Source organism: Mucilaginibacter sp., assembly GCF_025362475.1.
Lineage (GTDB): Bacteria > Bacteroidota > Bacteroidia > Sphingobacteriales > Sphingobacteriaceae > Mucilaginibacter.
In genome coordinates, this window is the sequence record NZ_JANYGH010000058.1 from 192,249 (window position 1) to 215,194 (window position 22,946).

Sequence of the window (22,946 nt, forward strand, 5' to 3'; positions counted from 1 at the left end):
AACCTTAAAAAATATATTTCATGAAAAAAATCCTAACCTTGTCTGCCATGTTGATGATGGCCTGTCTCACGTCCCTTGCACAAGTTATTGTTAACCCCAGAGTGGAAAGCAGCGACGACTATAACACGATTATCACTAAAGTAGAAAGTGATGCAAAATTCACCGTTATAAACTTTGAGTACACCGCCAATTCTGATAATTCCTGGGTACAGCTCAATAAAGAGATCTACATTCAAACCGACCAGGGTAATACACATTACAATTATGTAAAATCCGAAAATATAGCCATGGTGCCGGCCAAACACACTTTAGCAAAAGCCGGCGAAAAGCTTTTATTTAAAGTATATTTTCAAAAAATACCACAAGCTGCAAAATCAATTGATATTATTGAACGCGCAGGCCGACGAAGGGATGGTATAAACTTTTTCAATTTTTATAACGTAGATATTACACACTCCTACCCCGGCGAGCAACACGTAAAAATAACTGATGTTGTTTTACTTCCTCCTCCGCCACCTGTTAATATGATGGGTCAACCTTCAACTGGCACAAATGAAATGGCAAATGCCATGAACGCGATGGGCCCAATGTACTCCACATTGGCAAAAAGCATGCTTGATGCACAATTGGATTACTACAAACAGCCGGGTAAGTTAACAGAGCTTGCCAAGTTGACCAAAGAATATTTTGATGCACTTACCAAAGTAGGTTTTACATACGATCAGGCATTAAAAATAATAACTTCCAATAGCTTAATTCCAAAGTCGGGATTAAACGCCCAGTAAAATACCGGTCAAAGCAAAAGCCTGTAAGGTTAAAAGTAAAAACTTATTAACCTTACAGGCTTTGCTATAATTTGTAATGCAGTATTTTAAAAGAATTACCTGGTATAATTAGGAGCTTCCTTAGTAATTGTAATATCGTGTGGATGGCTTTCGCGCATTCCGGCTGCTGTGATACGTACAAATTTGGCACGTTGCAGATCTTCAATATTGGCAGCGCCACAGTAGTGCATACCTGCACGTAAACCACCTATGTATTGAAAAATCACTTCGGCCATATTGCCTTTAAATGGCACGCGACCAACAATACCTTCTGGTACAAGCTTTGTAACTACATCAGTTTCATCCTGGAAGTAACGATCCTTAGAACCTTTCGCCATCGCTTCAACTGAACCCATACCACGGTATGATTTAAACTTACGGCCTTCATATATGATAGTTTCGCCCGGTGATTCTTCCACACCTGCAAATAACGACCCAGCCATGATAGAGCTTGCACCGGCCGCTATAGCCTTCACAATATCGCCTGTTTGTTTGATACCACCATCGGCAATTACCGGGATACCGCGGCCTTCTAAAGCTTTAGCACACTCGTAAACGGCATACAGTTGCGGAACACCAACCCCGGCAATAATACGCGTGGTACAAATAGAACCCGGACCAATACCTACTTTAACAGCATCCGCACCGGCATCAGCTAAGGCAATTGCGGCATCGGCAGTGGCAATGTTACCTGCAATAACCTGCAGGTTGGGGTATAATTTTTTTACGGCTTTAACCATATCAATAACCCCTTTTGAGTGCCCATGAGCTGTATCAACAGTGATAACATCAACGCCGGCATTAACAAGGGCTGTAACCCTGTCTATATTATCGGCAGCAACACCAACTGCTGCACCTACGCGTAAACGGCCAAATTCGTCTTTACAGGCGTTGGGGAAGTTTTTAACTTTTTGGATATCTTTATAAGTAATTAAACCTACCAGTATTCCGTCTTTATTAATTACAGGTAGCTTTTCAATCTTATTTGCCTGTAATATGGCAGCGGCCTCGGTAAGGTTTGTGCCTTCGGGTGCAATAACCAGGTTTGTTTTGGTCATCACTTCGCTAACAGGCACTGTCATATCTTTCTGAAAACGCAGATCGCGGTTGGTGATGATTCCCTTTAGTTTATGATCTGCATCAATTACCGGGATACCACCAATCCTGTATTCTTTCATGATCTGGAAAGCATCGGCAAGCAGGGCATCTTCCAGTAAAGTTACCGGGTCCTGGATCATGCCACTTTCTGATCGTTTAACCTTGCGTACTTCATCGGCCTGCGCCTGTATGGTCATATTTTTGTGCAGCATACCAATACCACCAGCCTGGGCAATGGCAATTGCCAGGCCTGCTTCTGTAACGGTATCCATAGCGGCCGAAATAATGGGAATGTTTAAACGGATGCTTTTTGTTAAAAAAGTACCGGTATTAACATCGCGCGGTAGTACTTCAGAATAAGCGGGGAGTAGTAAAACGTCGTCGTAGGTTAATCCTTCGGCAACAAATTTGGATGGGTCTAACTGCATAGCAAATAATTATTTTGGAGTTATTATTTGCCGGGCAAAGGTAATAAAAATTTAGGTAATCAGAAATGCTTTGTAAAATAGAGGCAAGAATTAGAGTCAAGAATCAAGAATTTTACATTTCGCAGAAAAATGAACTTTGTGAAGCCCATTTGAAGCAATCTTAACTCTTGATTCTTAACTCCTGGCTCTTTTTCAATTGCAGCCCATTTAAAGCTGTCTTAACTCTTGATCCTTAACTCTTGACTCCTTTTCAATATTTGCCTACAATCACTTTATAGAAACTCTCAAAATGAAAATATTTATTAGCCAGCTCCTGTAGCTGTGGGCTTGTGATACTTTTTATTGTGGCAGCATATCTATCGTAGTAGTCATAATCAAGATCGGCAAAATAGATACTTTTAAACTTATCTGCATGCGAAAAAACATTCTCCAGGCTACCCAGCAACGAACCTAACATGTAATTGCGTACCAAATCAAGCTCTTCATCGGGCACCAGTTCGGTTTTCAACAGGTTAATCTCTTTTTCAATTTCAGTAATAGCCGCTTTGCACACATCGGCCCCTACTTCGGTAGCTATAAAAAATGACGCGCTTTGTTTAAACGGCCCCAGGCCCGATCCTATACCGTAGGTATAACCTTTATCCTCGCGAATATTGGCCATCAGTCGCGATCCGAAATATCCACCAAAAACAGTGTTCAAAACCTGTAAGGGCTGAAAATCCGGATGACTTCGCGTAACAATCGGTATCCCTATCCTGATAGCAGATTGCAGGGCATCAGGCTTTTCGGTAAGGTAAAACAAATCTTTAGCCGATTCAATTTCCGGCTGGGTAGTATCGGCGGGGGTATCACCGTTAGTCCATCCTTTATCAAAAGTATTGGTGATGAGCGTTAAAGTTTCCGGCTCAATTTTCCCGGCAATAACAATAGTACAGTTTGATGGCTGGTACTGTTCTTTGTAGTGAGCTATCAAATCATCGCGATGCAATGCTTTATAATTTTCAAAGCTGGCTCCTAAACCATAAATGGTATTGCCGTAAATAGCCTTGTTAAAATCTCTGCGCGCTACTATATCATTTTTTTGCAGGCTAACCTGCAGCTTTTGCTGTTGGTTGCGCTTAAACGTTTCCAATTCCTTATCGGGGAAAATAGAATCGGTAAGCAGATCCATGATGACCGGTAACGTACTATGCAAATGTTTATTTAAGCTATATAACGTAACCTGCGAGTTTTCGTAACCATAATCAACCTGCAAAAATGCGCCATAAAAATCAATCTTATCGGCTATTTGAGCTGCATTTAAGGTACCGGTTCCCTCGGTAAGCATCGAGTTAACCGCCATATTTAGCAGTGGTTTCAAGGCATCAAAGCGCAGGTTTCCAAAAATCCATTCAATACGCACCAGTTCCTGATCGCCGGAGTTAAAGCAATAAATATTGCAGCCGTTATCAAGCTTTTTATGCTCGGGCCTTATCAGGGTTATATTATCGATAGCCTTAAAATCGGGGGCTAATGTTCTATCTAAGTTGGTCATTTGTGATATTTTTCCTGGACCTGAATTATCGAATTAAAGAATGCTGACAATTCCGGTTCAGGCAGATTTAATCCTGTAAATCGTGTATAACTTATTCTGCCAAATAAATCAGCGTTGATGAATTATCTTTTCTAAAAATCTTATTAGCTGCTTCCTTGATCTGTGCCGCTGTTACAGCCAGGTATTTCCCAGTTTCCTGGTTAAGGAGGTCGGCATCACCAAGCAACTCAAACGAGGCAAGGTTCATGGCTTTATCCAGCAATGACATTTCAGAAAACACCATGGTTGATTCTGTTTTGTTTTGCACCTTGGTTAATTCATCTGCCGGAATTTCGGTGTTCTTAACTTTTTCCAGTTCTTCCCATAAGGCTGCTTCCGCCTGTTCAATACTGATGTTCTCCAGTGGTTTACCTTCAAGCACAAACATTCCTTTATCTAAACTGCTGGTAATATAAGCATGTACCTCGCTAAAGATCTGTTTATCCTGCACCAGGCTCCGGTACAGGCGTGATGAATGGCCGCGCGAAAGTATATCGCTCAATAACTCCACAGCGTAATAATCCTCATCTAAACGGGCTCCCATCTGGAAAGCTATATAAACATCGTTTAATGGCACTTTTGCAGTGACTGTTTCGCGGCGCTCTTCGCGCTGATCAGGTTCCTGCGGCAGGTTACGGTTGTATTTTTCACCTGCGGGTATTGGCCCAAACCATTTTTCTGAAAGCGCTTTTACCTCGCTGGTAGTTATGTTTCCGCCCACAACCATAATTGCATTCTGAGGATTATAGTGTTTCTTGAAAAACGCTTTTACATCCTCAATCCTTGCCTCCTCAATATGCTCGATGGTTTTGCCGATAGTAGCCCACTTGTAAGAGTGCTCTTTGTAAACCAGCGGGCGAAGCTTTAACCAAACATCGCCGTATGGCTGGTTAAGATAACGCTGCTTAAACTCTTCAATTACCACATTGCGTTGCACCTCCAGGCTTTTCTCGCTAAAAGCAAGGTTAAGCATCCTGTCACTTTCCAGCCAGAAAGCGGTTTCGATATTGGTTGATGGCAGGGTGATATAGTAGTTGGTAATATCGTTGCTGGTGAAGGCATTGTTTTCGCCGCCTACCCTTTGCAGGGGTTCGTCATAGCTGGGTATATTTACCGATCCGCCAAACATCAGGTGCTCAAACAAATGGGCAAAGCCGGTTTGTTCGGGATTTTCGTCGCGGGCGCCAACATCATACAGAATGTTGAGCACCGCCATAGGCGTAGTATTATCTTCGTGAACAATAACCCGCAGGCCATTATCCAGTGTAAATCGGTTGAACTTAACCATGGACAGTTATATTTAAACAAAAAGCAAATGTAAAAATTTTGTTGGTATTGGTTTGAAGAATCGGGAAGCCCTTTTGTTTGATTATGTAGTAAATTTTAAATTTCCACTGCTATCATTTACTTTTATATCACCATGACCCAATCCGAGCTCATCAAAAAAATCACCAGTATTATTGGTAAACCCAAGGTGCTTGAGCTTAGCAGGATATTGAAGGAACAACAGTTTGCTTTACGCGATTTAATTGATATTACTTTTCAACAGGATAAGGCTGTTGCATTCAGGGCGGTGTGGATACTCGAAAATGTCTTTCTATCTGATCCCGAAATTTATCTTGACGATTTGCACTATATGATCTCGCGGTTTGGCGAAGTGAAGCACCCAGGATGCCAGCGTCATTATGCCAAAATAATAATGCACATCACTGATGCAAAAGCCTCAAAGTCGCTACAATTAAAGCTTAAGGAAATCAACTTTGAACCAGTGGTTGAGCAACTGTTTGATTGGATGATAAATCCCAGGGCAAAAGTTGCTGTAAAAATATTTGCAGCTTATGCCCTATTCAATTTAAAGGATTTATTCCCCTGAGTTAAAGAAGAGCTTACCGCTCAAATGGAGTTTTTAATGCGCAATGGCAGTGCAGCCATACAAGCAGGTGGAAAGAAAATTTTGAAGGAATTGTAGATTTTAGATGTGCAGATTTTAAATTACAGATAGGCAGATGATTGTCTGAACCAGAATTCATCGAATTTGTAGAATTCTTTGAATTTTGAAATTCTGTTAATTTATTAATTCGATAAATTCGGGTTCAGACATTTACCTATCTAAAAATCATCTGAAGCACATCTGTAATTTAAAATCTGCATATCTAAAACATCTGATTACGCGTGCGGCCTGTCCTGGCCGTGCAAATTATCGCTTACCTGGCCATGGCGCAGCTTGGCATGTATGGCTGATGAGCTATCATCTGCATAAGTGCCATAGGCATTCACCAGCACTCCTTTAAGGTTATATTTTTGCGATGATACAGCATAAACTATTGACATATCATCGGGATTACTGGCGCCTTCAAAACGGTAAAACTCATCAATTACAAAATCTTCTTCACCCATATGTATACCCTGGGCTTTATCATCTATTGTATCACCTTCCAGGCTAAGGTTAGCTGTGTATCCTCTTGTGAAAAGATCATTAGTGGCGTCTATTAAACTTTCGTAAGTTTTCATAATGGTGATGTTTTGTTTAAGTGTGAGCAGTTGATAATTCACTGCTTTGATATAACTGTTGAAGTATGAATCTTGTTTCGATTTAAAACTGATTATTAAAAAATACCGGTTTAACTGCATACTCTTTGAATCAAATAAAAACGCCCCGATACTACAGTAACGGGACGTTTTTATTTTCAAAGCATTTTCTTAGTAGAATACCTGGTGCAAGGCTATTTATTGCGCCTTAGCCAACCACAACGAAGCATTTAAATGCAAAGCCGGGTGCGAAGTATAGCCAGAAGGCGCATCGCCAGACCATCCATTAAACAAACTATCGTTGGTATCGCCTGTACCATCATCAGCCGGTGAGCTATCACCAATAAATACAACGCGACCAGAGCCATATGTTGCTAAAAGCGCCATGGCATTGGCTGTACCACCATTAGTAGCGCTGTTACGCCAAAATAAGCCCTGTACACTTGAGTTGTCTGCAGGGTATAAAGTGGCGGTTGATCCGTTATAAAAAGCCAGTTTTGAAGCTGTGCCAGCCGCGCCATTTAATACTATTTGCGCGTTGGTGTTAGTACCTGTATAAACATTAGTTGACGGCCCTTCGCTGATATCAACATAGTTGATATTGAAACCAAAAGGATTGCTGTTATTGATACCGTTATTGGTCATCAAATCGTTCCAAACGCGTGGCGAATCGTAACCATCACCGTCCCTGTCAGATGGGTTATAGCCATTGGCATCAGTACCGGCAGTTGTAGCTGCGGTATGATCGGCTATCATAAATAAGCCTCCACCGTTGGCAACAAAGTTCATTAGGGCTGTTTTCTCGGCAGCTGTAAATAAACGGTTGGGCTCAACAACTACAAATACATCATAATTACTCAAATCCTGTGCACCTGCAGTGCCGTAGGTAATTGTTGATCCGCTTGGCAATGACTCAACCAGCTCACCGCGTTTTACCAGTTCAACTGCCCATGAAGAAATAGCGCCTTTCCAATAGGTTTCGGCAGTAGTAGCTGTAATACCTGTGTATGATGGTGTTGGTATACGCTGCGCTTTTGTTTCAACAGTTGTACCACCTGTATACATAGGTACATTTTCGGTACCATCGGCATCAATCTGCCAATCGGCGCTGCCTGCATTTTCAAGGTGACTTGCATCAAACAGGAATTTTTTACCTGTAAGTACAGTACCGCCACCACCACCTGTGCCACCATCATTTATGGTGACATCATCTATATCAATACGGTTGGTACCGCCGGTTAATTTACGAATCTCTAACCGTGCTGTACCAGTTACACCACTAATAGTAAACGTTGAAGTAGTAAGTGTTGTGGTAGTAGTTATAGTCGAACCTGCCTGCGCCCAGCTGGTGCCTCCGTTAACAGAATAAAATAAACCCCATGTGCTTGCCGCATCCGAGCCATAAGTGCCACTTTTTATAGTAACGCTACTTATGCCAGTAGTAACATCAAATAACATGGTAATTTTCCCGGTGTTACGAATACGGCCTGCCCATGAACCAGCTTTTAGATCGCCGGCCAGGTTGCCTATTAACGCATCATACATATTCCATGAGCTGCCGGATAAGGTTACGTTATCGCCACTGGCCGAGCCTGTAGGTGACACATCATAAGCCGTTTTAGGACTGGTTGCACCAACCTCAAACCCTTGCGTAAGTGATACCGTCTGAATTTTAAGTTTTGTTACCGATACAGCTTTGTTATCGGCAGCATTTTGAACGGGCTGACTTGAATTTTTTTGACATCCTGAGGTTAGGGCTCCGGCAAAAGCTAAGGCAGCAAAAAGCAGCCTCGAATTTGTAAATTTTAGCATAGTGATTTTTTAGGGTGTTTTATGTATAAGTTTATGTTTATTAACTGTATGTCAAACTTCAATAAAAATACATGGCTATATATTGCCAATATATTAACTTATTATTAAATATAGACGTTTTAGTTAATAGTATTAATTGGAATTAAATTTTATCAGTTGCCTGGTACCGCAACGGATAATCCATATAATCAATGAGATTTCAATAACAGTAATTGATTATATTTACACGTGATAAATGGCAACATGATGTTTACTAATTTGAAAAAACAGGCAAGGCAGAGCTTACTGGCATTTTCCTTATTGATCAGTTTTTTCGCCGTATCCGGTTATGTAAGCAGTAATCTGCCAAGCAGCACAACTACCAATACAGAAGTGCTGGCGGCTAATTCAGTCGCCTTAAAACATGGCATAAGTTATAAAAGAGCGTTCTGCTCTTTTTATAGGATCAGGCTACTCAATATTCAACTCAGCAATAATTACTATCAACGGGTATTATTGCATAATAAGCTTACCATAAGCAGATACCATCATTTGGCGCAACTTTTTTCAGCTTATAAGTCCGCTCCTGATTATCAATTCATGAACATTCCCCGTGTTTCCTATCCAGATGCAGGCCTGATAGGTTAACGAACCCACAATTCCCAATTTATTGAATTAAGTAAAATTTATTTAACGGTTTAACTGTGCCTTAAAGCCAGCTAAATGTTTATTGCCTGCTACATGAAAAAGCTTAAAAAGCTATTGAGGCTTATTTGCCTTGCTGTATTTTTATTATTGGCCGTAACCGGAATTTCCATAGCCGGGGCCGCCCCTATTCTTGCCAAAAACGAAGAGCGTTTTAATAACACTGAAAGCCCCGTAGAGATGGTTGACAAGAAGAAGGAGGAGGAGGAAAAAGATGATGTTTTTTAAGTTCAAAAAAAAAAGAGCGGCCCGGCGGGTCGCTCTTTTAATTATATGATGGAGTTAAATATTATTTAACAGGTTCAGAAACCACCTTAGGTATGTTCAAAAACACAAAATTATTATCAAACACATCAACCTTGATGGTGCTATCCTTATCTACCTTGCCAGCCAGGATCTGCTTCGATAACTCGTTGAGGATCTTTTTCTGGATGACACGTTTTAGCGGACGGGCACCAAACTGAGGATCGTAACCTAACTGGCCCAGCCAGTCAAGCGCTTCGTCAGAAGCTTCCATGGTAACGCCCATTTCGGCCAGGGTTTCTTTCACATGATTAAACTGCAGTTTCACAATATCATGAATCTCATCGCGACTAAGCGGGGTAAACATGATGATCTCATCAATACGGTTCAAAAACTCCGGACGAATAGTTGCCCTTAACAGGCTAAATAATTCGTTCTTTGTTTTAGCAATCAGCTCATCACGGTTTTCATCCTCCAAAGTCTGGAAGTTTTCCTGGATAATGTTTGATCCTATGTTTGATGTCATGATGATGATGGTGTTCTTAAAGTTTACCACACGGCCTTTATTATCGGTCAGCCGGCCATCATCCAACACCTGCAACAGGATATTAAACACATCCGGGTGTGCCTTTTCAATTTCATCAAGCAGCACTACACTGTATGGCTTACGACGCACAGCCTCTGTTAACTGACCGCCTTCATCATAACCCACATAGCCCGGAGGCGCTCCTATTAGTCTTGACACAGCATGACGTTCCTGGTATTCGCTCATATCTATCCGCACCAATGCGCCTTCGTCATTAAACAGGTACTCGGCCAATGCCTTTGCCAGCTCGGTTTTACCCACCCCGGTTGTACCTAAAAATATGAACGATCCAATTGGCCTGCGTTTATCCTGCAAACCTGCGCGGCTGCGGCGTATAGCATCGCTTATAGCTTCAATCGCTTCCTGTTGGCCTGCTACTCGTTTATGCAATTCATCTTCCAGGCTCAGCAGTTTTTCACGTTCGCTCTGGATCATTTTACTAACCGGGATACCTGTCCAGCGGCTTACTACTCCGGCAATATCATCGGCAGTAACTTCTTCTTTCAGCATGCGGCTGTCACTCTGATTTTCCAGCAGGGCAGCTTTTAGCTTCTCAACTTCGGCCTGTGCCTCTACAATGGTACCATAGCGTAGTTCGGCTACTTTACCATAGTCGCCTGCACGCTCCGCCTGTTCAGCTTCCTGTTTGTAGTTTTCTATCAGTTCAACTTTTGTGTTGATACCGTCAACAAGATCTTTCTCACCTTTCCATTTGGCTCGTAATGAATCGCGCTGGGCCGATAGATTGGCAATCTCTTCGCTTAAATCGGCAACCTTCCGGTCGTCCTTTTCACGCTTAATTGCTTCACGCTCAATTTCCAGCTGCATAATACGGCGTTCCAGTTCATCCACAACCTCTGGCACTGAATCCATTTCAAGGCGCAATTTTGATGCGGCCTCATCCATCAGGTCAATAGCCTTATCGGGCAAAAACCTATCAGCTATATAACGTTGCGACATTTCAACCGCTGCGATAATAGCCTCATCTTTTATCCGCACCTTGTGGTGTGTTTCGTAACGTTCCTTTAAACCCCTTAAAATTGATATCGCATCGGCAGTATCCGGCTCTTCAACCATCACTTTCTGAAAACGGCGTTCAAGAGCTTTATCTTTCTCTAAATATTTCTGGTATTCATTAAGCGTGGTAGCGCCTATTGATCTTAATTCGCCACGGGCCAAAGCAGGTTTTAATATATTAGCGGCATCCATAGCACCTTCGCCGCCACCGGCACCTACAAGGGTGTGGATCTCGTCAATAAACAATATGATCTCTCCATCGCTTTGTGTTACTTCTTTGATAACTGCTTTCAAGCGTTCTTCAAACTCGCCTTTGTACTTGGCGCCTGCAATGAGCGCTCCCATATCAAGCGAGTAAACCACCTTGGTTTTCAGGCTCTCGGGCACATCGCCCTTGATGATCCTGAAAGCTATACCCTCGGCAATGGCGGTTTTACCAACACCAGGCTCGCCTACCAGTATCGGATTGTTTTTGGTACGGCGCGAAAGGATCTGGATAACCCTGCGAATCTCCTCATCCCGGCCAATAACCGGATCAAGCTTGCCCGATTCGGCATACTCATTTAGGTTACGGGCATATTTATTAAGGGCATTGTAGGTAGCTTCGGCGTTTTGATCGGTTACCTTGCTATCACCGCGTAAGCTGATGATCGCTTTTTTAAGGTCACTTTCGTTCACCCCAAAATCTTTAAGGGCTGTACTTACCTTGCCGCCTGCTGCCAGTAAGCCTAATAATATATGTTCAACAGATACAAACTCATCTTTAAATTCCTTTAAATATCCCTGTGCTTTTTGCAGGGCCGAATTGCTATCTGAAGATAAATAACCATTGCTGCCGCTTACTTTAGGGAACGACGCAATCTGCGTATCTAAAGTATCGTTTAGGCGTTTAAGGTTAACATTTAGTTTTTTTAATAAATACGATATAACATTTTCATCAACCAGCAACAAACCCTTTAACAGGTGCGCTGGTTCAATTGCCTGTTGCTGGTTACCAGTGGCAATTTCCGAAGCCTTTTGAACGGCTTCCTGGGCTTTTATTGTAAAGTTGTTAAAATTCATAGTGATTTATATTAGTTAGATCCAGTCAAATCCCTTGCCAGTTGTTAATACATGTTAAAAAGTCATGCAAGAATAAATTAAAACGCCATTTTGACACCACCCGCATGATTCTTAGTAATTTTTGATATTTTTGATGAGCCCTAATAAGTTCAATTTTGAATACTCATTTCTTTTTTAATAGCCTGCCTGTAAAGTACCGGGCATTATACAGGGATTTTTACACCTATCAAAATTTAGTTGCCATAAGGGCAGCCAGCATCATTTTTTTATTACTTAACGTAATCATAAGGGCAGTATACCTTGCATTCCCGGCAAGCCTTACCAAGGCTCAAAATTTTCCTGAATTTAATACAAGCAACTGGGTATTTATATGCATCACTCCTATTTTTCTGATAATTAGCAACGTGCTTATTGCCGATTATAAAAAGCGTAAAAAAGGCACCCAGTTAATGGCGTTTGTTGTGTTTTTATTTTCACTATACATTATTACATGTGGCATGTATTCCAGTTTTATTGCCACATCTGATCCAGGCGACGCCCTTATCCTTTACCTGATTGCTTTATGCCTTATTAGCGCCATTTGCGTATTTGAGTACTATGAAACCATTATATTAATTATTGTTATTGAATTGTTTTTTACGGCATTGCTGTTATATAGCCAAACATCGCCAACCCAAATGCTTTATAACCAGCTTACATCATTAATACTGCTATCGGCCTTTTATTTAACATCGCGGTACTTTTTCACTTTTAAAGGCAATAGTTTTAACCAGGTTATTCAAATTAAAGAAAAAAACGAGCAGATTGAAAAAGCAAATGGGTTTAAAAACCAGGTACTGGGCATGGTAGCTCATGACCTGCGTAACCCAATAGCAGCCGTTGAATCCATTGCCATGATAATGGAATTGGATGAGATAAATGAAGATACCCGCGACAACCTGGAAATGGTAAAAGCCTCATGTGCAAAAGCCCGGTCAATAATTGATGATTTACTGGAGGCCGCCCGCAATGATAACAACAATGTGATGGTTACTGAAAGAACCGAACTGAACCAGCTACTTAAAACAGCGGTACAAAGCTGGAAAACCCAGTTAAAGGCCGATGTATTATTCACGAGTAGTGTAAACCCCGTTTACGCACTGATTAACAAAGAAAAATTCTACAGGGTTATTGATAACCTGGTAAGCAATGCTGTTAAATTTTCAAAGGATAATGAACGCATTGACATCAGGCTTAGCAAAATTGCTAACGAAATAGTGATTGAGGTGCAAGATTACGGCATGGGTATCCCCGAAGCTATTTTACCCGAAATATTTACCCGTTTTACAAAAGCCGGCCGTACCGGTACCAGGGGCGAAAAATCAACCGGTTTGGGCCTTAGCATCGTTCGGCAGATAGTTGAAAGCCATAATGGCACTATCAATGTTGAAAGCAATGAAGGCAAGGGCTCTATTTTTGTGGTTAAACTGCCTGCGGGATAATATTAACTGCAGGGCTCAGCAACAAACTTGTCATAGTAAATGTCCAGATCACTATGTAACGTTCGCGATTGCCGCGCTGCGCTCGCAATGACATAAGGGATAATTGCTAATTGCAAACTACCAACTGCGAACTGCGAACTGCTAACTAAACACCCCCTGCGCCTTTTTAATAGCTTTCTCCAAATCAATGGCTTTACCTAAAACGCCTTTAAAAAGGTCACCTTCAGTTTTTAGCCTGTCGATAGAGTTAAAAATAGTAAAATGCTTCATGGTAAGGCCGGGTTTAACTTCATCCCAATGCAGTGGCATTGATACTGTGGCGCCTACCTTTGGCCGCAGCGAGTACGGACCGGCAATAGTTGCACCGGGGCGATTTTGTAAAAAATCCAGGTACATTTTCCCCTTACGTTTGGCTACCATGCGTTCCAGGCTGGTAAAATCAGGAATTTGTTTGTGCACAATATCTACAATGATACGGGCAAACATTTGTGTTTGGTCATAACTATATGCTGCATTCATTGGTATATAAATATGCATCCCGGTGGAGCCGGAAGTTTTGCAGTAAGAAGGCACATCAATAGCATCCAAAACCTTTTTTACCTCAAGCGCGGCTTCTATTACCTGGTCAAAAGTATTTTTGTCAGGGTCCAGGTCTATCACACAGTAATCCGGGTTATCCGGCGATTGCACACGACTGAACCAGGGATTCATTTCTATGCAACCCAGTGAAGCCATCCATAACAAGCTGGCCTCATCCGTGCCAACTAAATATTCTTTATGCTCACCCTCGCCGTTGGTGTAGGGGAAAGTTTTAGCCCAATCAGGCGCTTTGTCTTTTACATCCTTTTGGTAAAAGCTTGGCCCATGGATTCCGCCGGGAAAGCGGTTAAGTGACATAGGCCGATCTTTAAGGTAGGGTAAAATATACTCAGCAACCTGGTAATAATAATTAAACATGTCGCGCTTTGTTACGTTATCTTCGGGCCAATAAACCTTGCTCAGGTTGGTAAACTTCAAATCGTGACCGCAAATTTTGCGCACCTGCGTTTCGTCGGTTGGGTTTAGCAAGGTTTTTCTTTCCTTACCCTTTGGCGGCTTAATTGCTGTTGCATGTACATCTTTTTGTGCATCTGGTACGTCCTCAACAGCTGCTTTGGTATGTTCGGCTATCTCTCGTACCACATCTTTTGCTTTTTTGTCGATCCGCATACCCTGGAAAGATGGATGCCTGAAAACTCCATCACTCGTAACTTCGGCAAATGCCACCTCACAAACCAGCTCGGGTTTAAGCCATGTAGCTTTTGCTTTGGGTGGATTTGGCCTGAAACGTGAAGGCTTGTTTACATCGGGTATCAAATCAAACGGACTTTTATCAGTAATAAGCGGCTTAAACTGTTCCATCATTTCCTTTTGTACTTTATCAGAAAATCCTGTACCAACTTTACCCACATATTGAAGAGCTTTGTCTTCATAAACACCCAACAATAAAGAGCTGAACTGTTTTGAAGTATCTTCATTTTTGGTAAAACCCGCAATTACAACTTCCTGCCGTTTGTGCACCTTGATTTTAAGCCATTCTTTCGATCTGATATTTGCCGAGTAAGTACCGCTGGCTTTTTTGGCTATAATACCCTCCAGGCCCATTCTCTCGGCGGCCTTAAAAAATTCAGTACCGCTGGCATTAAATACTTTGCTTACGCGGATGCGATCATCATCAGCAGGTAAAACATCTTTTAAAATAGCCTGGCGCCCGGTAAGGGGGATATCCATGAGGCTTTTACTATCGTACCAAAGAATATCGAACACATAGTAAATCAGTTCGCCATCGGCCTCGCTGCGCCAGTTTTGCAGGTTGCCGAAGTTGGAGATCCCTTTATCGTTCAAAACCAATATTTCGCCGTCAAGCACAGCATTAATCTTCCAATCCTGCAGCAGTTTATAAATAGGGTAAAATTTTTCGTTAAACGTTTTGTTATTGCGGGACAATAGCTCCACCTCGCCCTTATTGATAAAAGCAAGCGCGCGGTAGCCATCCCATTTCACCTCGTAAACCCAATCAGCGTCATCAAAAGGCTCATCAACCAAGGTCGCCAACATAGGTTTTATCCCCGTTGGAATTTTGGCTTTGGGTGCTTTTTTCAACAGGGCGGCAGTATTTATATCCGCTGGTTCAGCTATGCTTACTTCGGGTTCAACCGGTTCCGGTTTTTTTTCTTTTGATAAAGTTTTTTTAGTTTTTCCAAGCTTCTCTTCGTGCCCATCTTGCCAAACCTTTTCACCCGTTTTCTCCATATTTTCGATAGTTTTGCCGGATATCACTGATTTGTCTTCCCTGTTGATATCTTTTTTAGATGCAAAATCATCATCGTGTTTAATCAAGAGCCAGGCATTATCGCCCATGCCATGGGTTTTAACCAGCGCAAACTCCCCTTCCAGTTTTTCGCCATGTAGCTTTATTTTGAGTGAACCCGATTTAAGCTGTTTTAACAATGCCTTTTCCTGTTCTTTTTTGCCTTTTATTTCTTCAATAGGCTCATAGGTACCCTCGTCCCACACAATTACAGTACCGCCGACATATTCGCCCTCCGGAATGATGCCCTCAAAGGTGCGGTAATCATAAGGGTGATCTTCTACCATCATAGCCAGGCGCTTGGTTTTAGGATCTGTGGATGGACCTTTGGGCACCGCCCAGCTTTTGAGCACGCCATCCATTTCCAGCCTGAAATCATAATGCAGCCGGGATGCGTCATGTTTTTGAATAACAAAAGTCAAGCTGTTTTTGTCCTTGCTTTTTCCCGCTTTTGGTTCGGCGGTTTTGTTAAAATCCCGCTTTTCTACATATTTTTCCAGGCTCATGGTAAATGATGTTTTGTAGGATAACATCGCCATTGGATGGAAAGTTTTAGAAAAACAAAGCTTCGGGCTTCTGTGAAAATGTTTTATAAATGATCGATAAACTACAATAATTTTCAAAAAACGATCAATTCTTTAAAACCCGTTGTCCAATATTTGTTATTTCATTTGATATAGGTGTAAAAGTCAAATTTTAAAACATCTAAATATCATGAGAAAATTAACCGCATTCAATTTTGTAACCTTGAATGGTTTTTATAAAGATGCCAACAACTCCACCGCATGGCACATACACGGCGAAGAGGGCGCAAAGTTTTCCGAAGATAATATGCAGGCCGGTAACATTTTACTTTTCGGGCGTATAACCTATGAAATGATGGCCGGTTTCTGGCCTTCGCCAATGGCTATGGAAAGCATGCCCGGAGTTGCCAAAGGAATGAACGAGGCCGAAAAAATTGTTTTTTCGAAAACCTTAAAAAAGGCAGACTGGCAAAACACCACGGTTATCAATAATATGGTTGCCGAGGTAAAAAAACTGAAACAAACACCCGGCCATGACATGACCATATTGGGCAGCGGCAGTATCATTACCCAACTGACTAATGAGGGCTTGTTGGATGGCATCCAGCTTATGGTTGACCCGGTAGCGCTGGGCGCCGGCATACCGATATTCGGCGGCTTAAGTAAACAGCTCAACCTGAAGCTAAGGGATACCAAAACTTTTAAAAGCGGGGCTGTAATGCTTTCTTATCAATTGTTGTAGATTAGTGCATTAAACCAATCGTTAAAGCCCAAGTCATACCAGCACAAAATCATAAAACATGAAAAAGTTACTATTTACAATTATGCTTTTAGCCGGTTTAGGCCTGTTTGCAAATGCGCAAAACAAAACTCCCATAACTCCTGCATTAAAAGCCGCAAAACAAACCAAGGAGTTAACCAAACAACTAAGCCTAACCAATAGCCAGATTACAAAGGCAAACGCTGTGTTGCTGGAACAGGATAAAAGCCTTGATAGCTTAAAAGCGCTTAAAACAACCAATGATAAAAAAGAGCAAAAATACGCGCATAAGCTGATCCGCGATAAGGCTGATGCCAAATTAAAAGCGATACTTACTCCCGAGCAGAAAACTAAGTATGATGCCTTAATAACAGCTAAAAAAGAAAAAAAAGCGGCCAAGAAAAAAGCTGAACCGGCCAATTAGTACCAGGTTAATTAGTTTTCCTGTTAAATAGCCGCAAATAAGGCATATCAAATCCTGTAAACTTTGTAATATTTTTTATAAAGTTTGCAGGATTTTCAATTTTACAAACTTTATTGGTATCATTTTTGCCTTGCATAAATATATTGATATACAGGCATATAACATGTTATAACAACATTTATTTATTTACCAATATCGCATATAAATACTTTTTAAATTATCAAATTGTTAATATTTGATAATTTAACTTAAAACATTTGCAAAATAAAAGATGTGTTGTATATTTGTAGTGTAATAAATGTAAGGCGCTGAACGGCAGCACCAGATGGTTCGAGACCTCCCTTACAGCTCTTCTCATAATTTAGGTTTATAATTGGTTAGAACGCGCCCCTGCCCATCAGAGGGCGCTTCTTGTTTCTATAGGTTTTTACAAAACACCGCGAGCCAGGCAGAATACAATTTTTCACAAACAAAGCCGCCAGCACATTGTATTATCATGAAAATAATACTTTATGAAAAATCCGGTTTATTTAGCTTTGAAACACGCTGATGGCAGCTTACGGAACATTATTATTGAACCGGTTTTAAAACACGATTTAAGCGATAAAGGAATTTACAAAATATATAAAACAAGCATCGATAATGAATCGGCATTATTTACCGAAACTTTGGAAATAGACGAAGGGCAATCCAACCTGGCCGATAAAAACAATCCCGACTATTTAGGCACCCTCACTTTTGGGCAGGCCGACCATCAACAATGGCAATACGAGGGCGATCTGTTAACCCGCAATGAGCAAAAACAAATAGCAAATTACCTGCAGCAAAAAACTTAGTCTACCCCTTTAACTTTCATTTGAAGAGTATAAACCGCCTTAGATGCGGTAATAAAAAGCATATCCTTGTTTTTACCACCAAAGCAGATATTGGCTGTCCAGGGTTCATCTATATCTATATGGGCAACTTTTTCGCCCTTGGCATTAAATATGGTTACACCTTTTCCTGTAAGGTAAACATCTCCTTTTTCGTCTATCGTCATCCCATCAGATCCTTGGGCTGTAAAAAGGGTCCTGTTGGTTAATGATCCATCTTTATTGATATCATAACGGTAAGTTTTGTTGTCGCCAATATCGGCCACGTACAAATATTTGCCATCGGCAGTACCTACAATACCATTGGGTTGTTTCAATTTATCGTCAACAATAACAGCTTCATGTTTCCCTTTGGGCAGGTAATATAATTTTTGACCATCAAGATCAGATTTTTTACGGGTCCAATAATCGCGTTGGTAATATGGATCTGTAATGTATAAACCACCATCCGGGCGTACCCAAACATCGTTAGGGCCATTAAATTGCAGGCCCTTATAATCTTTCAACAAAATTTCAATTTTTCCTTTTGGGCTGATAGACCAAAGCTGGTTCTTCGCATCGGCACAGCTAATGAGGTTGCCTTTCCTATCAAAATACATCCCGTTACTGCGGCCTGCGCTATCTAAAAAAACAGATAGCTTTCCGTCGGTATCGTACTTCCAGATTTTATCATTAGGCTGATCGGTAAAAAAAACATCACCTTTTTTATTAACTGCCGGCCCCTCTGTAAACAGAAATTGTTTAGATACCAATACCGGCTTGGTTGCAGCACCATATAAGGTGGCCGCATCCTGGCTAAATACTTTAAAGGTTGCTGCTATCAGGCATAATAAGATCAAAGAAAGTTTTTTCATGGTTAGGCATAAATTGGAGAGCTAATGTAAGTTGTTTTTTGGGGAATACAAACAGCCCGGCTAAATACTCCCCCTCCATATAAATACGCAATATTTTGTGTCTCAGCATACAAATACCATCACGCAAATTTCCGCTGAACAGACGAAGACGCAAAATATTGCATCTCTACAGCCTACAACTCATTAAAAACGCTATTTTTGCACCTTTATTAAAATACCGTTCAAAACATGAGTATTGCACTATCCGAACAGGAAATTATTCGCCGCGAATCTTTAAAACAATTAAGGGCACTGGGCATTAACCCATACCCTGCCGAAGCTTTTGATGTTAACGCCTGGGCACAGGATATTACCGATAATTTTGCAAATAAACCCGAGGCCTACCAAAATGTAGTTATCGCCGGCCGTATCATGACGCGCCGCATCATGGGTAGTGCATCATTTGCCGAGATCCAGGATTCAACCGGGCGGATCCAGATCTACCTGAAACGCGATGATATTTGCCCTGATGAAGATAAAACTTTATACAATACCGTATTTAAAAAATTGCTTGATCTGGGTGATTACGTAGGTGTAAAAGGCTACGTTTTTTTAACTCAAACCGGCGAAATTTCTGTTCACGTACGTGAGCTGATCGTACTTTCAAAATCCTTGAAACCCCTACCTGTTGTAAGGCGGGATGATGAAGGGAATATATATGATGCATTTACCGATCCCGAAATGCGTTATCGCCAGCGTTATGTGGATTTGACGGTTAACCCGGCATACAAACAAATTTTCGTCAACCGCTCCAAAGTTATCAGCAGCATGCGTAACTATTTTAACGCGCAGGGCTGGATGGAAGTGGAAACCCCAATATTGCAGCCGGTGCATGGTGGCGCAGCGGCCCGTCCGTTTGCTACGCATCATAACACGCTGGATATGCCGCTGTTTTTACGCATAGCCAATGAGCTTTACCTTAAACGCTTAATTGTTGCCGGTTTTGATGGTGTATATGAGTTTGGTAAAATGTTCCGTAACGAGGGTATGGACCGCACCCACAACCCGGAATTTACTGCCATGGAAATTTATGTGGCCTATAAAGATTATATCTGGATGATGGCTATGGTTGAGGAATGCCTGGAAACTGTTGCCAAAGCGGTTCATGGTATCCCGGTTGTACAGGTAGGTAATAACGAGATCAACTTTGCAGGCCCATACGAAAAACTATCTATGTATGATTCCATCCTGAAATACACAGGTATTGATGTATCTGCTATGGATGAGGCGGCATTGCGTGAAACCTGTGCCGAACTTAAAATAGAGGTTAACCCAACCATGGGTAAAGGAAAACTGATTGATGAGATCTTTAGCGCTAAGGTGGAGCATAACCTTATCCAGCCAACATATATTACTGACTACCCTATAGAAATGACCCCGCTGGCCAAAAAACATCGTACAAAAGATGGCTTGGTTGAGCGTTTTGAGCTGTTTGTAAATGGCAAGGAGATAGCTAACGCGTACTCAGAATTAAATGACCCTATTGATCAGCGTGAGCGTTTAGAGGAGCAGCTGGTACTGGCCGGCCGTGGCGATGATGAAGCTATGGCGATGGACGATGACTTTTTACGCGCACTGGAATACGGTATGCCACCAACGTCGGGCTTGGGTATCGGTATCGATCGCCTGGTGATGCTGATGACCAATCAAAGCACTATACAGGAAGTATTGTTTTTCCCGCAGATGCGCCCCGAGAAAAAAGCCAGGGTTGCTACCGCAGATGACTTCATTAATGCAGGTGTACCTGCAGAATGGGTGCCTGTACTAAATAAAATGGGCTTTAACACCGTTGAAGAACTAAAAGCCGGCAATCCCAATAAAGTATTTAATGACCTGGGCGGAATGCGCAAAAAATTAAAACTTGATATTACCATGCCTGCTAAAGAAGTGGTGATGGCTTGGTTTGAGTAAGAAAAATTCATCTGAAACCGGAATTTATCGAATTAAGGAATTTATCGAATTGAAGTTATTCATTCTGTTAATTCTTTAATTCGATAAATTCCGGTTCAGACAATTCATAGCGTAATCAACGCAAATACCCTGCATCATCGGTAACAATTTGTTAATGAAAGCTTAAAGCAAATACTACTTTGGGTTTAATAATGATGGTTATACTTGTAATAAACAATAATTACAAAAATGATGACGAATTCAATTCTGGAGATTACCGAAAATGAATACTTGATAAAGCTGAACAGGAGCAATTTTAACCTGTCGTTTATCAGGAGTTTATTGAAAATGGTTGAAGTGTCAAACCCAACCGAAGAAAACGATTACACCTATAGCGACCATGTGGTAGTACACCCCTACCAAAATCATTCGGCCACTGCTGATTATTTTAGCGCTATTGACGAAAAATAAAAGGGACCCATTTTTGGGTCCCTTTTATTTTTTTGTTCTTTTATCCTTATCCCGGTATCTTTCCTCAATAAGCCTGTAGTTCTTTTCTTAGAACTGGCGATATCCGCCTCTTACTACCTGCTTATCCATCTGTGCCAACTGGCCTTTCATCATCTTTATCTGATCGGTAAGTAATTTATTCTTATCATCTTTTGATGCTTCGGACAGGTACATTTGCGCTTCACGTTTATTCCGTTTTGCCATGGAGATACCTGCCAGGCTCAATTTAGCCAAAGCTATATTGTGCGACATTTTCATGCCCAGCTGTAATGATTTCTTGAAATATTTTTCAGATTTCATCGGCGCTTTGCGCGATTCGATTAAACCGATCAACAGATTATAATAACCATGCTGATTTTTGTGTAATTGCTTTTCGTAATCGGTTATCTTCAATAACCACGCTTCGGCTTTAGCCGAATTCTCTTTACGCAGAAAATACTGCGATATGATCATATTCTCATTAAAAAAGAAGCTTAGCAGTATGATACCGCCAAACAACAATACCAGGATGCCCCAGCCCCAAAAGCTAAAAGCACAAAGCGCAACCGCTGCTCCGAAGAATACACACGCTACAATTAAACGAACTATATTTGACATAATTTGTGATACATATATTAACTGCAAATATCTGTTTATTTGCACGCTAAACCAACATCTATATAAATATTTATGGCGAATGCATTACACCCATCATGGCTTGCAGTATTAGAGGAAGAATTTGGCAAACCGTACATGGTAAAACTGAAACATTTTTTACAGCAGGAGAAAGAAAGCGGGCAGGTAGTATACCCCAAAAGCGCTGATATCTTCAACGCTTTTAACACCACGCACTTTGAGGATGTGAAAGTGGTGATATTAGGGCAGGATCCCTATCCTGGCGCTCACCAGGCGCATGGCCTCTCGTTCTCAGTACAAAAGGACATTGCGATACCGCGGTCGCTTAAAAACATCTATAAAGAGCTGGAGGCCGATATTCCCGGTTTTAAAACCCCAGCCCATGGCAACCTGGAAGAATGGGCCAAACAAGGCATACTATTATTAAATTCAACACTCACGGTAAGAGCCGGCGATTCGGCCTCACATCAAAAAAAGGGATGGGAAGAGTTTACAGATGAGGTGATTAAAACCATATCTGATAAAAAGGAAGGAATTGTATTTATACTATGGGGTAACTTTGCCCAGTCAAAAGCCGTCTTGATAGACGAGAAAAAACATTTCATCATCCGGTCGGCCCATCCATCCCCCTTCTCTGCCGAAAGAGGCTTTTTTGGCAGTAAACCATTTTCAAAAACCAATGAAATATTAAGAAAAGAAGGCAAGGCAGAGATAGATTGGCAAATAAGTTAAAAAAGAGTTAAGAAATTAGAGTCAAGAATCAAGACACCT

Annotated in this window: 20 protein-coding genes; 11 read left to right on the forward strand and 9 right to left on the reverse strand. The window is 41.4% G+C overall.

Annotation, left to right across the window (positions count from 1 at the left end):
- Positions 1-20 precede the first annotated feature (20 nt).
- The gene (locus Q0R88_RS19460) at positions 21-785 is read left to right on the forward strand and encodes a hypothetical protein (protein WP_295719362.1); all 765 of its coding nucleotides are present in this window, start codon (positions 21-23) and stop codon (positions 783-785) included.
- Positions 786-880: 95 nt separating this feature from the next.
- On the opposite strand, the gene guaB is transcribed toward Q0R88_RS19460, so the two are convergent.
- From guaB to Q0R88_RS19475, 3 genes are all read right to left on the reverse strand, one after another.
- On the reverse strand, positions 881-2,350 hold the full coding sequence (gene guaB, locus Q0R88_RS19465; RefSeq protein ID WP_295719363.1) for an IMP dehydrogenase: 1,470 nt from the start codon (positions 2,348-2,350) through the stop codon (positions 881-883).
- 250 nt (positions 2,351-2,600) lie between these two features.
- Entirely contained in the window at positions 2,601-3,884 is a 1,284-nt protein-coding gene (locus Q0R88_RS19470; protein WP_295719365.1) for a pitrilysin family protein, read from the reverse strand.
- 91 nt (positions 3,885-3,975) lie between these two features.
- Positions 3,976-5,211, reverse strand: coding sequence for a pitrilysin family protein (locus Q0R88_RS19475; protein WP_295719369.1), 1,236 nt, complete (start codon positions 5,209-5,211; stop codon positions 3,976-3,978).
- A gap of 132 nt (positions 5,212-5,343) precedes the next feature.
- Here Q0R88_RS19475 and Q0R88_RS19480 point away from each other — a divergent pair, with 132 nt between their 5' ends.
- A complete protein-coding gene (locus Q0R88_RS19480) occupies positions 5,344-5,796 on the forward strand; it encodes a hypothetical protein (RefSeq protein WP_295719372.1) in 453 nt (150 codons plus the stop codon).
- Positions 5,797-6,089: 293 nt separating this feature from the next.
- Here Q0R88_RS19480 and Q0R88_RS19485 read toward each other — a convergent pair whose 3' ends face one another.
- Together Q0R88_RS19485 and Q0R88_RS19490 are read right to left on the reverse strand one after the other, a co-directional pair.
- Positions 6,090-6,434, reverse strand: coding sequence for a phosphoribosylpyrophosphate synthetase (locus Q0R88_RS19485; protein ID WP_295719374.1), 345 nt, complete (start codon positions 6,432-6,434; stop codon positions 6,090-6,092).
- Between the two features lie 216 nt (positions 6,435-6,650).
- Positions 6,651-8,264 (reverse strand): hypothetical protein, encoded by a 1,614-nt coding sequence (locus Q0R88_RS19490; RefSeq protein ID WP_295719376.1) that lies wholly within the window; start codon positions 8,262-8,264, stop codon positions 6,651-6,653.
- A 243-nt stretch (positions 8,265-8,507) separates the two neighbouring features.
- On the opposite strand from Q0R88_RS19490, the gene Q0R88_RS19495 reads away from it, so the two are divergent.
- On the forward strand, positions 8,508-8,891 hold the full coding sequence (locus tag Q0R88_RS19495) for a hypothetical protein (protein ID WP_295719378.1): 384 nt from the start codon (positions 8,508-8,510) through the stop codon (positions 8,889-8,891).
- A 93-nt stretch (positions 8,892-8,984) separates the two neighbouring features.
- Complete coding sequence (locus Q0R88_RS19500) at positions 8,985-9,176, forward strand: hypothetical protein (RefSeq protein WP_295719381.1); 192 nt, start codon at positions 8,985-8,987, stop codon at positions 9,174-9,176.
- Between the two features lie 61 nt (positions 9,177-9,237).
- On the opposite strand, the gene clpB is transcribed toward Q0R88_RS19500, so the two are convergent.
- Entirely contained in the window at positions 9,238-11,856 is a 2,619-nt protein-coding gene (gene clpB, locus Q0R88_RS19505; RefSeq protein ID WP_295719383.1) for an ATP-dependent chaperone ClpB, read from the reverse strand.
- A 155-nt stretch (positions 11,857-12,011) separates the two neighbouring features.
- Here clpB and Q0R88_RS19510 point away from each other — a divergent pair, with 155 nt between their 5' ends.
- The gene (locus Q0R88_RS19510; RefSeq protein ID WP_295719386.1) at positions 12,012-13,337 is read left to right on the forward strand and encodes a HAMP domain-containing sensor histidine kinase; all 1,326 of its coding nucleotides are present in this window, start codon (positions 12,012-12,014) and stop codon (positions 13,335-13,337) included.
- 141 nt (positions 13,338-13,478) lie between these two features.
- On the opposite strand, the gene ligD is transcribed toward Q0R88_RS19510, so the two are convergent.
- Positions 13,479-16,193, reverse strand: a complete 2,715-nt coding sequence (ligD, locus tag Q0R88_RS19515; RefSeq protein ID WP_295719817.1) for a DNA ligase D — start codon at positions 16,191-16,193, stop codon at positions 13,479-13,481.
- Between the two features lie 208 nt (positions 16,194-16,401).
- Here ligD and Q0R88_RS19520 point away from each other — a divergent pair, with 208 nt between their 5' ends.
- The 3 genes from Q0R88_RS19520 (at position 16,402) to Q0R88_RS19530 (ending at position 18,231) form a co-directional block, all read left to right on the forward strand.
- On the forward strand, positions 16,402-16,953 hold the full coding sequence (locus Q0R88_RS19520) for a dihydrofolate reductase family protein (RefSeq protein ID WP_295719389.1): 552 nt from the start codon (positions 16,402-16,404) through the stop codon (positions 16,951-16,953).
- 58 nt (positions 16,954-17,011) lie between these two features.
- Positions 17,012-17,395, forward strand: a complete 384-nt coding sequence (locus Q0R88_RS19525) for a hypothetical protein (RefSeq protein WP_295719392.1) — start codon at positions 17,012-17,014, stop codon at positions 17,393-17,395.
- A gap of 512 nt (positions 17,396-17,907) precedes the next feature.
- Positions 17,908-18,231 carry a hypothetical protein gene (locus tag Q0R88_RS19530; RefSeq protein ID WP_295719394.1) on the forward strand — a complete coding sequence of 108 codons (324 nt, stop codon included), beginning with the start codon at positions 17,908-17,910 and terminating at the stop codon, positions 18,229-18,231.
- Here the strand turns inward: Q0R88_RS19530 and Q0R88_RS19535 are convergent.
- Positions 18,228-19,121 carry an SMP-30/gluconolactonase/LRE family protein gene (locus tag Q0R88_RS19535; protein WP_295719397.1) on the reverse strand — a complete coding sequence of 298 codons (894 nt, stop codon included), beginning with the start codon at positions 19,119-19,121 and terminating at the stop codon, positions 18,228-18,230. The two genes, Q0R88_RS19530 and Q0R88_RS19535, sit on opposite strands and share 4 nt — an antisense overlap.
- Before the next feature lie 228 nt (positions 19,122-19,349).
- On the opposite strand from Q0R88_RS19535, the gene lysS reads away from it, so the two are divergent.
- Entirely contained in the window at positions 19,350-21,071 is a 1,722-nt protein-coding gene (lysS, locus tag Q0R88_RS19540) for a lysine--tRNA ligase (RefSeq protein ID WP_295719398.1), read from the forward strand.
- A 228-nt stretch (positions 21,072-21,299) separates the two neighbouring features.
- Positions 21,300-21,521, forward strand: a complete 222-nt coding sequence (locus Q0R88_RS19545) for a hypothetical protein (RefSeq protein ID WP_295719400.1) — start codon at positions 21,300-21,302, stop codon at positions 21,519-21,521.
- Between the two features lie 87 nt (positions 21,522-21,608).
- Here the strand turns inward: Q0R88_RS19545 and Q0R88_RS19550 are convergent, their stop codons facing one another.
- Positions 21,609-22,157 carry a DUF2892 domain-containing protein gene (locus tag Q0R88_RS19550; protein WP_295719402.1) on the reverse strand — a complete coding sequence of 183 codons (549 nt, stop codon included), beginning with the start codon at positions 22,155-22,157 and terminating at the stop codon, positions 21,609-21,611.
- Between the two features lie 72 nt (positions 22,158-22,229).
- Here Q0R88_RS19550 and ung point away from each other — a divergent pair, with 72 nt between their 5' ends.
- Complete coding sequence (ung, locus tag Q0R88_RS19555) at positions 22,230-22,907, forward strand: uracil-DNA glycosylase (protein ID WP_295719403.1); 678 nt, start codon at positions 22,230-22,232, stop codon at positions 22,905-22,907.
- Positions 22,908-22,946: the final 39 nt, after the last annotated feature.

Bases quoted from the DNA above. Each gene is read 5' to 3' on its own strand.
- ligD (WP_295719817.1), bottom strand. From the start codon at position 16,193: ATGAGCCTGGAAAAATATGTAGAAAAGCGGGATTTTAACAAAACCGCC.
- Q0R88_RS19495 (WP_295719378.1), top strand. From the start codon at position 8,508: ATGATGTTTACTAATTTGAAAAAACAGGCAAGGCAGAGCTTACTGGCA.
- Q0R88_RS19460 (WP_295719362.1), top strand. From the start codon at position 21: ATGAAAAAAATCCTAACCTTGTCTGCCATGTTGATGATGGCCTGTCTC.
- Q0R88_RS19520 (WP_295719389.1), top strand. From the start codon at position 16,402: ATGAGAAAATTAACCGCATTCAATTTTGTAACCTTGAATGGTTTTTAT.
- Q0R88_RS19485 (WP_295719374.1), bottom strand. From the start codon at position 6,434: ATGAAAACTTACGAAAGTTTAATAGACGCCACTAATGATCTTTTCACA.
- Q0R88_RS19470 (WP_295719365.1), bottom strand. From the start codon at position 3,884: ATGACCAACTTAGATAGAACATTAGCCCCCGATTTTAAGGCTATCGAT.
- Q0R88_RS19535 (WP_295719397.1), bottom strand. From the start codon at position 19,121: ATGAAAAAACTTTCTTTGATCTTATTATGCCTGATAGCAGCAACCTTT.
- Q0R88_RS19545 (WP_295719400.1), top strand. From the start codon at position 21,300: ATGATGACGAATTCAATTCTGGAGATTACCGAAAATGAATACTTGATA.
- lysS (WP_295719398.1), top strand. From the start codon at position 19,350: ATGAGTATTGCACTATCCGAACAGGAAATTATTCGCCGCGAATCTTTA.
- Q0R88_RS19525 (WP_295719392.1), top strand. From the start codon at position 17,012: ATGAAAAAGTTACTATTTACAATTATGCTTTTAGCCGGTTTAGGCCTG.
- Q0R88_RS19530 (WP_295719394.1), top strand. From the start codon at position 17,908: ATGAAAAATCCGGTTTATTTAGCTTTGAAACACGCTGATGGCAGCTTA.
- guaB (WP_295719363.1), bottom strand. From the start codon at position 2,350: ATGCAGTTAGACCCATCCAAATTTGTTGCCGAAGGATTAACCTACGAC.
- Q0R88_RS19500 (WP_295719381.1), top strand. From the start codon at position 8,985: ATGAAAAAGCTTAAAAAGCTATTGAGGCTTATTTGCCTTGCTGTATTT.
- Q0R88_RS19480 (WP_295719372.1), top strand. From the start codon at position 5,344: ATGACCCAATCCGAGCTCATCAAAAAAATCACCAGTATTATTGGTAAA.
- Q0R88_RS19550 (WP_295719402.1), bottom strand. From the start codon at position 22,157: ATGTCAAATATAGTTCGTTTAATTGTAGCGTGTGTATTCTTCGGAGCA.
- clpB (WP_295719383.1), bottom strand. From the start codon at position 11,856: ATGAATTTTAACAACTTTACAATAAAAGCCCAGGAAGCCGTTCAAAAG.
- ung (WP_295719403.1), top strand. From the start codon at position 22,230: ATGGCGAATGCATTACACCCATCATGGCTTGCAGTATTAGAGGAAGAA.
- Q0R88_RS19490 (WP_295719376.1), bottom strand. From the start codon at position 8,264: ATGCTAAAATTTACAAATTCGAGGCTGCTTTTTGCTGCCTTAGCTTTT.
- Q0R88_RS19475 (WP_295719369.1), bottom strand. From the start codon at position 5,211: ATGGTTAAGTTCAACCGATTTACACTGGATAATGGCCTGCGGGTTATT.